At 71.2% G+C, this 14,838-nt stretch carries 5 protein-coding genes; 1 reads left to right on the forward strand and 4 read right to left on the reverse strand.

What is annotated here, in order from left to right; genetic code table 11:
- Positions 1-26: 26 nt before the first annotated feature.
- On the reverse strand, positions 27-1,655 hold the full coding sequence (locus ACZ7OI_RS11925) for an AMP-binding protein (RefSeq protein ID WP_470264164.1): 1,629 nt from the start codon (positions 1,653-1,655) through the stop codon (positions 27-29).
- Between the two features lie 91 nt (positions 1,656-1,746).
- Here ACZ7OI_RS11925 and ACZ7OI_RS11930 point away from each other — a divergent pair, with 91 nt between their 5' ends.
- Positions 1,747-2,592, forward strand: coding sequence for a LuxR C-terminal-related transcriptional regulator (locus tag ACZ7OI_RS11930; RefSeq protein ID WP_470264165.1), 846 nt, complete (start codon positions 1,747-1,749; stop codon positions 2,590-2,592).
- On the opposite strand, the gene ACZ7OI_RS11935 is transcribed toward ACZ7OI_RS11930, so the two are convergent.
- Genes ACZ7OI_RS11935 through ACZ7OI_RS11945 form a run of 3 tightly spaced genes read right to left on the reverse strand, consistent with a single transcriptional unit; the run spans position 2,589 to position 14,836 of the window.
- Positions 2,589-3,644 (reverse strand): 3-deoxy-7-phosphoheptulonate synthase, encoded by a 1,056-nt coding sequence (locus ACZ7OI_RS11935; RefSeq protein WP_470264166.1) that lies wholly within the window; start codon positions 3,642-3,644, stop codon positions 2,589-2,591. The genes ACZ7OI_RS11930 and ACZ7OI_RS11935 overlap by 4 nt on opposite strands.
- Positions 3,645-4,955 (reverse strand): DHA2 family efflux MFS transporter permease subunit, encoded by a 1,311-nt coding sequence (locus ACZ7OI_RS11940; RefSeq protein ID WP_470264320.1) that lies wholly within the window; start codon positions 4,953-4,955, stop codon positions 3,645-3,647.
- A gap of 41 nt (positions 4,956-4,996) precedes the next feature.
- On the reverse strand, positions 4,997-14,836 hold the full coding sequence (locus ACZ7OI_RS11945; RefSeq protein WP_470264167.1) for an amino acid adenylation domain-containing protein: 9,840 nt from the start codon (positions 14,834-14,836) through the stop codon (positions 4,997-4,999).
- Positions 14,837-14,838 lie beyond the last annotated feature (2 nt).

Below are 14,838 nucleotides of genomic sequence, written 5' to 3' on the forward strand. Positions count from 1 at the left end.
CAGTGTGCCACCGGCCGCCGCAAAACTCAGCTCGAAGCGGTGCTCAGTTCCCGGCCCCGCAACGCGAATCGCTGGATCTTGCCGCTCGGCGTCTTCGGCAGTTCCGCCACGAAGTGGATCCGCCGCGGGTAAACGTGGGCGGCCAGACGGGTTTTGACCGTCTGCTTCAGCTCGTCGACCAGCTCGTCCGACTCCTCGACGCCGGGGTTCAGCACGACGTAGGCCACCACCAATTCCCCGCGCAATTCGTCCGGCGCACCGATCACCGCGGCTTCCGCGACGGCCTCGTGCTGCGTCAGCGCGCTTTCCACCTCGAACGGCCCGATTCGGTAGCCCGCCATGAGAATGACGTCGTCGTCGCGGGAGCCGAAAGTCAGGTAACCGTCGCGGTCGCGGGCGGCGATGTCGCCGGTGTAGTACCAGCGGCCGTCGGCGCTGAAGCGTTCCGCGGTCCGCTCGGGGGCGTCGCGGTAGCCGGAGAACGGCATCAGCGGGCTGGCGGACATGTCGATCGCGACGCGCCCGGTCTCGCCGGCCTCCGCGATCTCGTCGCTGCCCGCCTTCAGGACCTCGACGGCGAACCCGGGCAGCGGCCGGCCCATCGACCCGGTTTTGACCGGCGCGATCAGGGCCGGATGCCAGGCGTTGCCGACGACCATGCCGGTTTCGGTCTGGCCGTAGTGGTCGCGCACGGGACAGCCGAGCACCTCCTCGGCCCAGGTCACGACGTCCGGCGTCAGCGGCTCCCCGGCCGACGAGCAGTGCCGCAGCCGCAGACCGGCCGGCACCGGCAGGCCCGAGCTGCGCAGCGCGCGGTACACCGTGGGGCCGGCGGTGAAGTTGGTGACGCCGAAGCGTTCGAGCACCTGCCAGGTCAGTTCGGGGCTGAACCCGGCGTGCAGCAGCAGGCTGCGCCGTCCGGTCGCGAGCGGGCCGAGCAAGGCGAAGTACAGCCCGTACGCCCAGCCGGGGTCGGCGGCGTTCCAGAAGACGTCCTCGTCGGTCTGGTCGAGGCCGAACTGCTGGTAGGAGTGGATGCCGGCGAGTCCGCGCAGCGGCACCGGCACCGCCTTCGGAGTGCCGGTCGTACCGGAGGTGAAGATCTCGACCAGCGTGCCGTCGCCGCCGACCGCGACCGGGTCGGGCAGCGGGTGCGGCTCGTCCAGCAGCGCGGCGAAGGACAGATCGCCGCCGGACGCTTCGCCGGTCGTCACGACGATCCGCGACGGGTCGGCGGGCAGGTCCTCGCTCGGGTCGAGCTTGGCGCGCTGACCAGCGTCGACGACGACCACGCGGGTCCCGTTGCCGACGATCCGCTGTGCGATCGCGGGCGGGGCGAACGCGGTGAACAACGGCACGTGGACCGCGCCGAGCCGCCAGATCGCGAGCAGCGCGGTGACCAGTTCGGCGGACTTGCCCATGAGCGTCGCGACCCGGTCGCCGGGCCGCACGCCGTGCGCGGCCAGCGCGGCGGCGAACCGGGCGGAAGCGGCCTCGAGCTGGCCGTACGTGAGGTCGCGGCTGCTGAGATCGGCCTCGACGAGGGTGAACGCGACGGCGTCGGCGGGATGGCGTCCGCACAGCACATGGGTCGCGTCCGCGTCCGGCGCGGCGTAGGTCTGCAGCAGGTCGAAGGTGGTCCGCTCAGGGCTCACAGCGTGCTCCACGGTCGTCGTTGGCCGGTGTCGGCGGTACTATCACCGCACGTCAGCAGGCCCACTACCCCCGAAAAGGGGTGACGCCCCGATGCCCGTCACCGATCCCGGCCCGGCCGAGGACGTCGCGGAGGTCCGTCGCGCGCTGGTACGGCTGCGCGCAGCCGCGCAGGTCCCGCTGTCCTTCGGCGGCGTGGTCAGCGACGGACGCCGGCTGCGGATGACCGAGCTGGTCGGGAACTCGACGACGTCGCTGCTCGGCCTGGTCGTCGCGGAGGGCAAGGGCCTCGGCGGACGCGCGATCGGCGTGCGGAAACCGGTGGTGCTGCCGGACTACTACACCAGCGAAGCGATCAGCCACCACTTCGACCGCGCGGTGCAGGCCGAGGGCGTGCGCTCGGTGATGGCGGTGCCGGTGATCGTGTCCCGGACCGTCCGAGCGGTCCTCTACGGCGCAGTCCGCGAACACGTCCGGTTCGGCGACCGCTCGGTCTCCGCGATGGTCGAAGTGGCCCGTGACCTGGAACAGGAGCTGGCGATCCGCGCCGAGGTGCGCCGGCGGCTGGAGCTGCTGGCCCCCGCCCCGGACGTCGCGTCCGGCGAGCCGGCCGACCGCGAAACGGTCCGGGAAAGCCACGCCGAACTCCGCCGCATCGCCGCCTCCCTCGACGACCCGGACCTGCGCGATCGCCTCGACGCCATCTGCCGCTCACTCGCCGGCGGCGTCCCGGAAGGCCCGCAACCGACGCTGTCGGCACGAGAGCTGGACGTCCTGGCCGGAGCCGCGGCCGGGCAAACGAACTCGGACATCGCCGAGGCGCTCGGGCTGGGTCCGGAGACGGTGAAGAGCTACCTGCGCAACGCGATGCGGAAGCTCGACGCGAAGACCCGCCTCCAGGCCGTCAACGCCGCCCGCCGAGCAAACCTGCTGCCTTAGCCGTCCGTGAGGGTGGCCCTCAGGGAATCAGATTCCGTCAGGGTTCCCCTCACGACCTTCCCGCGACCCGCCCGGCGGGCCAGTGCCAGCGACTCCAGCAACGGGACAGTCCGCTCCCACCCGAGGCAAGGGTCCGTCCGGCTCACCGCCGGATCAGCGGGCACCCGCTCCGGATCCTGTGCCCCGTCCCGCAAATACGACTCGATCATCACCCCGGCGATCGCGGCCCCGTCCCGGATCTGCGCCGCCAAGTCGGCGACCACCCCCGGCTGCCGGTTGTGGTCCTTCCCGCTGTTCCCGTGCGCGGCATCGACCACGGCTCTTCGCGGCAGCCCCGCGTCACCCAGCAATCCCATCGCCTCGGCGACCGACGCCGCGTCGTAATTCGGCGCCGGGCCTCCGCGAAGAACCAGATGCGCGTCCGGATTTCCGCTGCTGCGCAACGTTTTCATCCGCCCGTCCACGCCCAGCCCCGGGAACGCGTGCGCCGCCCCCGCAGCGCGAATGGCATCCACCGCAGGCCCCAAGCGCCCGGACACGCAATTCTTCATCCCCACCGGCATCGGCAACCAGGAAGCCAACTGCCGATGCGGCTGGCTGGCCACCGTCCGCGCCCCGATCGCGCCCCAGCTCACCGTGTCCGCGACATACGGCGCCAGCACCGGATCCACGAATTCATACGCCAACGGCAACCCGGTCGCCGCCGCGTCGAGCAGGAACTGCCTGCCCAGCCGGACGCCGGCGGCGAGATCGCCTTTGCCGTCCAGCGTCGGATCCGGCAAGAACCCGGTCCAGCCGGTCACGGACCGCGGTTTTTCCAGATACGCGCGCAAAACCACTACGAGATCGTCCGAATACCGCGCCGCCGCCCCAGCCAGCAACCCGGCGTATTCCAGCGCCGCCTCCGGATCGTGCACCGAGCACGGCCCGACGATCACCAGCAACCGCGGATCGCGCCGGGCCAGCACCGCCGAGACCGTTTCGCGGTGCCGCGCGATGTCCGGCGCGACTCCGGCGGTCACCTCCACCGGGCTGGGCAACGTGTCCTGCATTTACCGGCTCCTTTCCTTAGGCAGCTTCGCCGCCCCGGCAGCCGCCACCACGACCAGACCGAGCACCCACCAGAACGTGTCCGCGAAGGCCGCCGCGACGTCGGCGCCCCTTGCGGCCAAACGGTTTTGCAACACCAGTGCGAGAACAGCGGTCCCGACCGAACCGCCCAGGGTGTTCAGCAAATTCAGCGCGCCAGCCGCTTTCGGCAGCTGCGTCTTCTCAAGACTTCGGTACACCAACGCGAGCACCGGCGCGCTGATCATCGCCGCCCCGAATCCCCGCAGCAACAAGGAAATGACCACTACGACATCCGGAAGTTCCGGACCCAGCTGCGTGAACGCCGCCGTTCCCAGCACGACCAAGCCGATCCCGGACAACACCAGCGTCCGCGGAGCCGCTCGGTCCACCATGCGATGCACCAGCACCGAACCCGCAGCAGCACCGATTCCCTGCGGTACCAAAAGCAATCCGGTTTCCCACGCGTCCAATCCCGCGCCGCGCCGCAGATACAACGGCAGAAGGAACATCGTGCCGAACACCGAAGCGCCCAGCACGACCAACGCCAACGCGGCGGCTCCGAACGGCGGCCGGGTGAACAATCGCGGGTCCAGCAACGGCGCCCGCACCCGCAACCCGTGCCGGACAAACGCAGCCAGCATCAGCAAACCCGCCACGACCGCCGCCGAGGAAAGCAGCTTCGGGTATCCGTCGGAGAATCCGGTCAGACCGAAAACGACCGCGGCCAGTCCGGGTGAAAGCAAAGCCGCGCCACGGAAATCGAACGGCTCGCGCGGATCGGCCGGCGCGTCGGCGGCGACATACCGCAGTCCGAGCACCACCGCGACGACTCCGACCGGCAGGTTGACGTAAAACAGCCAAGGCCAGTCCGCGACGGTGAGGATCGTCCCGCTCGCGAGCGGGCCCAGCACCGGCGACAGCAACGGCACCACGCCGACGACGCTGATCAGCCGCCCGATCCGCTCCGGTCCGGCCGCCCGCGCCAGCAACGCCTGCCCCGTCGGCGGAAGCAGACCGCCCGCCAGCCCTTGCAGCACCCGGAACGCCACCAGCATCGGCAGCGAACCCGCGAGCCCGCACAACAGCGACGCCAGCACGAACACGACCACGGCGGTCAGCCACGTCCGCCGCCCGCCGAACCGCGCGGCCAGCCAGCCGGACGCGGGCACCGCGGCCACCACCGCCAGCAGATACGCCGTGGTGACCCATTGGACCTCGGCGACCGACGCGTCGAAGCGCTGCGCCAGCGTTTCCACGCCGACCGAGACGATCGTGCTGTCGAGCGTCGCCATGAACGTGCCCAGCACGAGCACGAACGCGGTCCGCCACAGGTTCACCGCAGCCACTCGCCCGCGTCCTCGTCCAGCCGAGAGGGAAGCTCGGCCAGGCGCCGCAGCAGGTCCGCGACCAGCGTCCGGGCTTCCGCGGCCGGCAGAATCCCGGCCTGGTAGCCGAATACGCCGGACCAGCCGCCCGCGAGTTCGGGAACGACGGTCACCGTCATCGGGTAGTGCGTGCGTTCGCGGAAGCGGGTCCCGGTGATCGTCAGCCCGGGAGCCGGTTCGCGCAGCTTCGCCGGGTCCACCGGATAGTTCTCGAACACGACGAGGCTGTCGAACAGCTGGCCCTGCCCGGTCAGCGCGCACAGCTCCGTCAGGCCGACGTGCTGATGCGCCAGCAATTCCTGGTTCCGGGATTGGGTTTGCGCGAGTGTCTCCGCCACCGTTCCGGTGAAACGAACCCGCACCGGCACGGTGTTGGCGAGCAGCCCGAGGATCTCCTCGACACCGTCCACTTCGGACGTCCGGCCGGAAACCATCGCCCCGAACGCGACATCGGCAACCCCGGCGCGCGCGGCGAGCACTGCCGCCCACGCGCCCTGTAGCAACGTTCCAGCGGTAACCCCGTGCTTGGCACCGGCCCGAGTCAAGGCGGAAACCAGCTGGGCGTCCACAGTGAACAGTTCCGGTTCGACGGCCGCGGGCGGTCCGCTCAGGAGCTTCCGCGACGGCAGATCCACCAGTTCCGTCCGCCACGCATGTCCGCTGACCGCATGGTCCCGCGCCGCGAGCCATCGCGTGTACCGCGACACCGGCACCGCCTCCGGCAGCGAATCACCGGAGTACCCGGCGAACAACTCGCCCAGGATCCGCGGCGCCGACCAGCCGTCGGACAGCAGATGATGGCTGGTCAGCACGAGTTCGTGCCGATCAGGGCCGTGCCGGAGCACGGTGACCCGCAGCAACGGCCCCGCGACGAGATCGAACGGCTCGGCCAGGTCTTCCGCAAGCAGCTGCTCGACGTTCGCAGCCGCTTCGAGCACTCGGAAGCCGACCTGCGGCTCCGTCGGCAGCACTTGCACCTCGTGCCCGGCCGGGAAGACCGCGCCCAGGTTCGGATGCCGTCGCGCCAACGCGTTCGCCGCCGCCTCCAACGCGCGTACGTCCAGGCCTCCGGCCAGCGAGAACGCCGCCTGCACCGGGTACGGATCCTCGTCCGCCGCCCGAGATTCGCGCAGGATCAGCTCCTGCAGCGGCGTCAACGGCAGCAGCTCGCCAGCCGGAACCGCAGCGGCCAGCGCAGCGAGTTCCTCCTGAAACGCCGTGCCCAGCGCCGCGACCTCGTCCGCGCTGAACTCCGAAGACGGCCAGGTGAACCGCACCGCCAGCCGATCGTCGCGCACCATCGCGTTCACCATCAGCGCGTGCCCGAGCGGTCCGCCGGCGGAGCCGAGCGGATCGGCGTCCGGCGGACGCTGCCAGGGAGTCTCCGCCTGCGGTGCCGCCTCGAACCGGCCGAGGTAGTTCCAGCTGACGTCCGCGCCGGTCGACGTTCCGCCGAGGATTCCGAATCCGAGCCCGTCGCCGGCGGCGCGGAGCTGATCGCGGACCGCGGCGATCGCCGTCTCGCCCGCGGGCGGTGTGATCCGCGCCGGGTACATCGCGGTGAACCAGCCGACCGTGCGAGACAGATCGATGGCTCCGGCGAAGTCCGGCGTGTGGTCCGGACGGCCGTGGCTCTCCAGCGCGACGAGCAACTCCGAACCGCGCCAGGCCCGGTAAGCCCGCGCGAAAGCGGTGAGCAGCACCGTGTCCGGACCGGTCCGGTACGCGCCCGGCAACGTCGTCAGCACCGCCTGCGTGGTCTCCTCCGACACCTCGATCTCGTGGTGCCGCGCAGTTCCGCGCACGGGACGGGATGATGCCGAAACCCGTTGCCAGTGCGAGCTTTCCACCTGCCGCGCAGGCTTGGCCGCGACCAACGCGCGCGCCCAGCCGAGGAACGACGGCCCGCGATCCGGCAGCTTGTGGCCGAGATACGCCTGCTCAAGGTCGTCGAGAAGAATCCGCCACGACACCGCGTCCACCACGAGGTGGTGTGCGACCAGCGCGAGCCGCCCCGGACGCGCAGGCCCGGCGTCCACCCACACCGCACGCAGCATCGGGCCGGTCCGCGGGTCCATTGTGGACCGGACCGCCGCGATCTGCTCGTCCAGCAGCGCCCGCAGATCCGCGTTTTCGCCCGCTGGAACGACCATCAGCACGTCCGCCCCGGTGACCGTGCCAGGTTCCGGAACGCGCAGCACCTCGCCGGCCAAGTGCGACCGCAGCACGTCGTGCCGTTCGAGCACCGCGTCCAGCGCCGCCCGCCATTTCGGCACGTCACCGCCGGACGGCACGCACACCTCGACCCACTGACAGAACCCGTCCGCGTCCGAACCAGCGCGCTCCAGCAGGTCACGCATGACGGGCGTCAGCGGCGCGTCTCCGACCGCGGGAGTGAGATCCGGCGACACCACCACGGTTTTGTCGCTGCACCGGGCCGCGATCCCGGCGATCGTGCCGCCCTCGAAAACGTCCCGCGCGGTCAGGTGCAGGCCCTCCCGCCGGGCACGCGCGACCAGCCGGAGCGACGCGATGCTGTCGCCACCAGCGTCGAGGAACCCGTCGTCGATAGTGACGTCCGGGCCGAGCAGCTCCCGAACCACCTGCAGCAGCACGGTTTCCGCCTCGGTCGCCGGTTGGCGAGCAGCGGCGACGTTGCGCGGCCCAGGCGCGGGCAGCGCGGCCCGGTCGAGCTTGCCGCTGGGCCCGAGCGGCAGCCGCTCCAGCGAGAGCACCGCCGACGGCACCATGTGCGCGGGCAGTTCGGCGGCCAGATACTCGCGCAGCGCGGCCGGATCCGGGTCCGCGCCGTCGACCGGCACGACGTAGCCGACCAGCCGCCGGTCCCCCGGCCGGTCCTCGCGCACGAGCACGACCGCGGCCCGCACGTCCGGATGCCGCGCCAGCGCCGATTCGATCTCGCCCGGCTCGATCCGGAACCCGCGCAGCTTCACCTGGTGGTCGGCACGGCCGAGGAAGACCAATTGGCCGTCCGGCCGCCAGCGCACGAGGTCGCCGGTGCGGTACATGCGGTCGCCGGGCGCGCCGAACGGGTCGGCCACGAACCGCTCCGCGGTCTGCCCCGGCCGGTTCACGTACCCGCGCGCGAGCTTCGGCCCGGCGAGATACAGCTCGCCGGTGACGCCGGTCCCGACCGGCCGCAGCCCCGCGTCCAGCACGTACGCCCGCACCTGCGGGTCCGGCCGTCCGATCGGCAGCGGCCCGGGGTCGTCGGCGGAGTACACCCAGGTGACGGAGTTGATCGTGACCTCGGTCGGGCCGTAGGCGTTGAACAGCGCGCGCCGGTCGCCCCAGCGGCGCGCCAGCTCCGGGTCGAGCCGTTCGGCGCCGACCACGAAGAACACCTCCGGGCCGACCGTCGCGTCGTCCGGCATCGCGGACAGGAACGACGGCAACAGGTTCAGCCCGGTGACGCGGTGTTCGGCGGCATAGGCGAGCAGGTCGTCGCCCGAGCCGCGGACCTCCTCCGGCGCGATCACCGAGGTGCCGCCGGACAGCAGCGGGAGGAAGAACTGCCAGTACGACACGTCGAAGCTCGTGGACGCGAAGTGCAGGTACCGCTCGCCATGGCGGATGCCGACGATGTCCTCCTGCAGCGCGACCAGGCTCGGAAGGCCGCGGTGGGTGATCGCGACGCCCTTGGGTTTTCCGGTGGTGCCGGACGTGTAGATCACGTACGCCAGCGAGTCCGGCCGGGGAAGCACGTCGTCCCAAGCAGACGGTCCATTGAGGATCTGCGGGTCGATGACCGGAATGCCGAAGCCAGGGTCCGAAGTGGACACCACAGCGGCGGGCGCGCTGTCTTTTACCAGATGCGCCAAGCGTTCCGCGGGATAGGAGGGATCCATCGGAATATGGACCGCACCGGCCTTGAGCACGCCGAACAGCGCGACGACCAAGTCGATGTCCCGTTCCAGCAGCACCGCGACCGGGTCCTGTTCCCGCACTCCGGCGGCCCGCAAGGCGAGCGCGAGCTGGTTCGCCTTCTGGTTCAGTTCCGCATAGGTCAGGCGGCGATCCCGGCACACCACGGCTTCGGCGTCGGGAGTTTCCCGTACCCAGCGGGCGAATTCCTCCAGACAGGTACCGGCGTCCCGCCGTGGCTCCGGCCCAGTTCCCTGGCTCAGCAGCGCGGCTTCCTCTTCGGTACCGAGAGAACGCAGCCGCGCGACCGGTTGCTGCGGGTCGGCCACGATCTCGTGCAGCAGCGTCGTCAGCCAGCGGCCGTATGCCTGCACGGTCGGCTCGTCGAAGGCGTTCGGCTGGTAGCCGAGGCCGATCGAGATCTCGTCGCCGGGCAGCACGATCACCGTCAGCGGGTAATGCGTCGCGTCGGTGATGTCGACGCCGGCGAGGTCGAGCCCGGGCGCGAGCGGTTCGCGTTCCCGGCTGGAGAGCGGGAAGTTCTCCATCACCAGCATCGTGTCGAACAGATCGCCGACGCCCGCCGCGCGCTGGATGTCCGGCAGGCCGAGGTGATGGTGGTCGGTGAGCCGCGCGTTCTCGTCCTGCACGCGCGCCAGCACCTCCGCGGCCGGATCGGACGCCGCGAACGCCACGCGCACCGGAATGGTCGTGCCGAGCTGGCCGATCATCGCTTCCACGCCGGGAACGTCGGACGGCCGTCCGGACACCGGGCAGCCGAAGACCACGTCCTGGCGTCCGGTGAGCCGCGCCAGCAGAACGCCCCACGCGGTTTGGAACACCACCGTTGGCGTCACGCCGCGTTCTCGGGCGAAGACGCGCAGCTGCTCGCTGAACTCCGCGCCGAGTCCCACCCAGATCCGCTGTGGACGGTCCGAAGCGGACTCCGTGGTCGCCGGGGCGAGCCGGGTTCCTTCTTCCAGGCCGGCCAACGCAGTCTGCCAGGCCTCGACGGCCGCGTCGTGGTCGCGGGCGGCCAGCACGCGGTGGTACTCCGTGAGCGACGGCGCGACCGGAGCGGCCGGTCCGCCGTCCAGCTCGGCGTAGGTGGCCAGCAGGGCGCGGCCGACGAGCGGCATCGACCAGCCGTCGAGCAGCGCGTGATGGATCGTCAGCACCAGCCGGTGTTCGGCCGGGCCGAGGGTGAGCAGCAGAAACCGGATCAGCGGCGGCACCGCCGGGTCGAACGGCCTGGCCAGCTCGGACGCGCACTCGTCGTCGGCGTTCTCCGGGTGCTCGACGTGCCGCCAGTCCAGATGCACGTCGGCAGGCACGACCTGCACGACCTCGCCCGCCGCTGTCGTGTGCAGGTGAACGCGCAGCGCCGGGTGCCGCCGCAACAGCTCCTCGGCGGCGGCCCGCATCCGGTGCGGATCGAGCTGTCCTTCGAGCCGGGTGACCGCCTGCACGGTGTAGACGTCCGGCCCGCCCCGGGTCAGCGTGTGGAACGAAAGCCCGGCCTGCAATGGCGTCGCGGGCAGGACGTCGGCGAGCGGACCCTGCTGTTCGAGGGCGTCGATGTCGTCCTGTGCGATCGTGACCAGCGGAAGATCCGACGGAGTGAGCCCGCCGGCGTTCTCCCGCGCATGTGCCGCCAACGCGGCCAGCGCCGCCGCCCACGCTTCCTGCAGGCGTTCGACCTCCTCCGGCGGCAGAACCCGGCTGGCAGCGGTCCATTCGACGGCGATCCGCGGAGTTTCTTCCTCGCGGACGAAGCAGTTCAGCGCCAGGATCTGTTCCAGCGCCTTCGCGGGCGGCTCGATGACGGCGAACGGATCCTCGTCCGGCAGCTTCCATCCGCCGGACAGCGGAGTGAACCGGCCGAGGTAGTTGAGCAGCACGTCCGGCATTTCCGGCGCGAACTCAGCACCGGGATCGAGGTACCGGAGGACGCCGAAGCCGACCCCGCCGTCCGGCACCGCGCGACGGGCTTCCTTTACCGCGCGCAGCAACCGGTCGAGTGTGTCCACACCGGACAGTTCGATGTGGACCGGGTACTCGGCGGTGAACCAGCCGACGGTGCGGGCGAGGTCCAGCCCTTCGCGGCCGTGGCCTTCCATCGTGACGGTCAACGCGTCTTCGTCGCCGCGCAGCGTCAGCACGAGCGCAGCGAGCAGCACCTCGTCGACGCCGGCACGATAGGCCGCGGGCAGGGTCGTGAGGATCGCCGTGCTTTCCTCTTCGGTGGCGACGGTGACCGAACGATGTGCGGTGGCAACAGTGTCGAGCGCCGGGTCGAGCTTGCTCTTCTGTGTCGACCGCCAGTACTCCAGCTCCCCGCGACACGTACCGCTCGCGCCCTGCTCAGCGAGCGTCAAGGCATGGCGTCGCCAGGAAGTGCGCACCGGCTCCAGGACCCCGCCCTCGCAGGCCGTCTGCAGATCAGGGAGCAGGATGCGCCAGGAAACCCCGTCGATGGCCAGGTGGTGCACGACAATCACCAGCTGGTCCCCCACCAGCGCGACGCGCAGCATCTCCCCGGCGCGCGGGTCCAATTCGGACGCCAGTCGTTCCGCCACTTCAGCCGGATTCCCCGTCGCCTTGCTGACCGACGCCTCAACGGCTCCCCGAGGGCGGACCACCAACGAGCCATCGGATTCGACGCGAAGCCGCAACACGTCGTGGTGATCCAGAATCGCCTGAACGCCTTCGCGCAACCCCGGCACCGGACCGTTCACTCGGAGCACTGTCCACTGTGCATACCCGACGATCGCGTCCAGATCCGGATTCAGGTCGAACAACGTCCGCACGATCGGCGGCGCCGGAACCTCGCCGATCGGCTCGTCCGGCTCGCTGTCCGGTTCGGACAGATTCCGGCTCGCCGCCGCCAGTGCCGCGAAGCTGCGCCGCGCCAGCAAATCGCGCGGCCGGAGGTCGAGTCCGTGCGCCCGCAACCGGCTGCTCACGCTGATCGCCGTGATGCTGTCGCCGCCGAGGGCGAAGAAATCATCGTCGACCGCGACCCGCTCCACGCCGATCACCTCGGCGATCGCGGCGCACAGCAACCGTTCCCGCTCGGTCTGCGGCTCGCGTCCGCCGTCTGCCGCCGCAGGCGCGGGCAGCGCGGCCCGGTCGAGTTTCCCGTTGCTGGTCACCGGAAGCTCGTCCAGCACCACGATCGCCGCCGGAACCATCGCCTCCGGCAACCGCTGCGCGAGCGTCGCGCGCACGTCGTCCGCCACCAGCCCGGCACCCACGACATACCCGATCAGCCGCGGCCCGCGCACCGCCGCCGCGGCCGCCCGCACCCCCGGCACCGCACCCAGCGCGCCCTCGACCTCGCCCAATTCCACGCGGTGGCCGCGAATCTTGACCTGTCCGTCGCGCCGCCCCAGGTACTCCAGCCCCCGGCCAGGCACCCAGCGCACGACGTCGCCGGTGCGGTACATCCGCTCCCCCGGCGGCCCGAACGGATCGGCGACGAACCGCTCGGCCGTCCCGCCCGGACGGCCGAGGTAACCACGAGCCAAATGCGGCCCGGCGAGGTACAGCTCTCCGCGGCTTCCCGGAAGCACCGGCCGCAGCGCGGCGTCGAGCACGTACGCCCGAGTCCCGGGCACCGCGAATCCGATCACCGGTTCGTCCCCGGTGATCGGCGCGCTGGCACCGTCCACAGTGGCCTCAGTCGGGCCGTAGATGTTGCGCGCCCGGATACCGGACGAAGCGATCCTCTGCCACAACGCCGGAGGCGTCGCCTCGCCGCCGAGCACCAGCAGCGCCGGATTGAGCGAACCCGCGTCCAGCAACGGCGCGGCCATCGACGGCGTGGTGTCGATGACGTCGATCCGGTCGCGCACGAAAGCAGCGTGCAGCGCGTCGACGTCGCGCGCGGTTTCCGTGTCGTAGACGTGCAATTCGTGCCCGCACAGCATCCACAGCAGCTGCTCGATCGCCGAATCGAAGGCGAACGAATACGTGTGCGCCACGCGGAGCCGCCGCCCCCGCGCGGTCTCGGCGACGGTGGTAGCGCGATGGTTCCGCAGCAACGTCTCCAGCCCCCCGGACCGGACCAGCACTCCCTTGGGCTGCCCGGTGGAGCCCGAGGTGAAGATGACGTACGCGAGGTGTTCCGGGTGCCGGTCCGCTGGCTCCCCCGCCGAATACCCGGCGATCTCTTCCCGGACCGACGGATCGTCCAACCGGAGCTGCGGCACCCCGGGCAGCAGATCCGAGTCCGTCACAGCGAGCTTCGGAGTCACCTCGGCGACCAGCGAGCGCAACCGTTCCGCCGGATGAGCCAGGTCCAGCGGCAGGAACGCGGCCCCCGCGTCGAGAACCGCCAGCAGCGCCACCACCAGATCGACCGACCGGGGCAACGCCAGCGCCACCACGTCGTCCGCTCCGACGCCGCGCGCCCGCAGCGCCCGCGCCAGCCGATGCGCCCGGTCCCGCACCTCGTCGCCAGTCAGCCGCTCGTCGCCGCAGACCAGCGCGGTCTGCCCGTCGAGCCCTTCCAAGAGCCCTTCTTCCGGCGCGGCGACAGCGGGTGTCGACCATTCGGCGAGCAAGGCGTCGACGTCCGGAACCAGGTCCACCCCGCCGACCACCGGAGCGTCCGCCCGAGTGAACGCGGAGATCAACGCCTTCAACGCCGCGAGCTGCGCATCGACTCCAGCCTGATCCTGCGACCGCGCGTCGACCTCGAACCCCAGCAACAGCCCGCCGCCGGCCGTCGGCAGCACGCTGAGCCCCATGTCCTCCGGCGGCCCGCCCGCGACGTTCCGCATCGTCCCGCGCGCCTCGCCGAACGCCAGCTCCAGGTCGAACGCCTTGAGGTTGATCCCGCGTCCGTGCAGCAGCGCTCCCGCGCCCGGCACCGCCAGGTCCTGCGGCAGGTTCTCGCCCCGGTACCGCTGGTGCGCGCGCATTTCCCGCAACGCCTCCGCGACCCGCGCGGTCAGCTCCTCCGGCCGGTCGCCCGGCTGCACGCGGACCCGCAACGGCAGCACGTTGACTGCCATCGCCGGAGTACGCAACGCCGCTCCGAACCGGCACATCAACGGCACCGCGAACACGACGTCCGCCGTCCCGAGCATCCGGTGCAGGAACGCCGCATAACACGCGATCAGCGCATCGCCCCAGGTCGTCCCGGCGCGCTTCCCCAGCTCGCCAAGACCGGCGACCTCGTCCGCGGCGAGTTCGGCGCGCGCGGTGAACGTCGCTTCCGGCAGCCCGGCCGCGCTCGCGTCCTCGGCCAGCTCCGGCATCGGCGTGAACCGATCGCACCAGTACGCGCGGTCCTGCGTGAACCGTTCGCTCATCCGGTACGCACGGTCGGCGTCCACCAGATCAGCGAACCGGCCGAACGTCGAGGGCGGCACGTCTTCGCCTCGCACCGCCGCGGTGTAGCGGGCGGCCGTGCGCCGGGCGAGCATCGCGGCGGTGTACCCGTCGAACACCAAATGGTGGCCCAGCTGGGTAAACCACACTTCGGTGTCGGAAAGCCGGAGGATCAGGTGCGAGAACAACGCCCGGTCCAGCATCCCGCGACACGCCTCCGCCACCCGCCGCCGCTCCGCCGCGACCCGTGCGTGCGCCGCCGCCAAGGGGTCGGATTCCCCTTGCAGGTCAACGACTTCCGGCAACGGCACCGGCTCGGCGGACACGGTTTGCCGAGGGCCGTCCGGGGTGTCGAGCACCCGCAGGCGAAGGCTTTCGGCTTCCTCGGCGGTCGCCCGGATCGCCTCGGCCAGCGCCGCGACGTCGACCGGTTCGCCGGAGATCGCGGCGATTTCCACGACGTCGCCGACGAGGTAGTACGGCGAATCCGGTTCCAGCCGCTGCGCGTTCCAGATGCCCAGCTGGGCGCTGGTCAGCTCGAGGGCGGCAAGTGCGGTGCTCAACA

It is taken from the genome of Amycolatopsis sp. NPDC114503 (assembly GCF_055633655.1).

What these genes read in the sequence shown, in the direction of transcription:
- ACZ7OI_RS11930 (WP_470264165.1), top strand. Translation starts at nt 1,747, where the DNA reads ATGCCCGTCACCGATCCCGGCCCGGCCGAGGACGTCGCGGAGGTCCGT.
- ACZ7OI_RS11935 (WP_470264166.1), bottom strand. Translation starts at nt 3,644, where the DNA reads ATGCAGGACACGTTGCCCAGCCCGGTGGAGGTGACCGCCGGAGTCGCG.
- ACZ7OI_RS11940 (WP_470264320.1), bottom strand. Translation starts at nt 4,955, where the DNA reads ATGGCGACGCTCGACAGCACGATCGTCTCGGTCGGCGTGGAAACGCTG.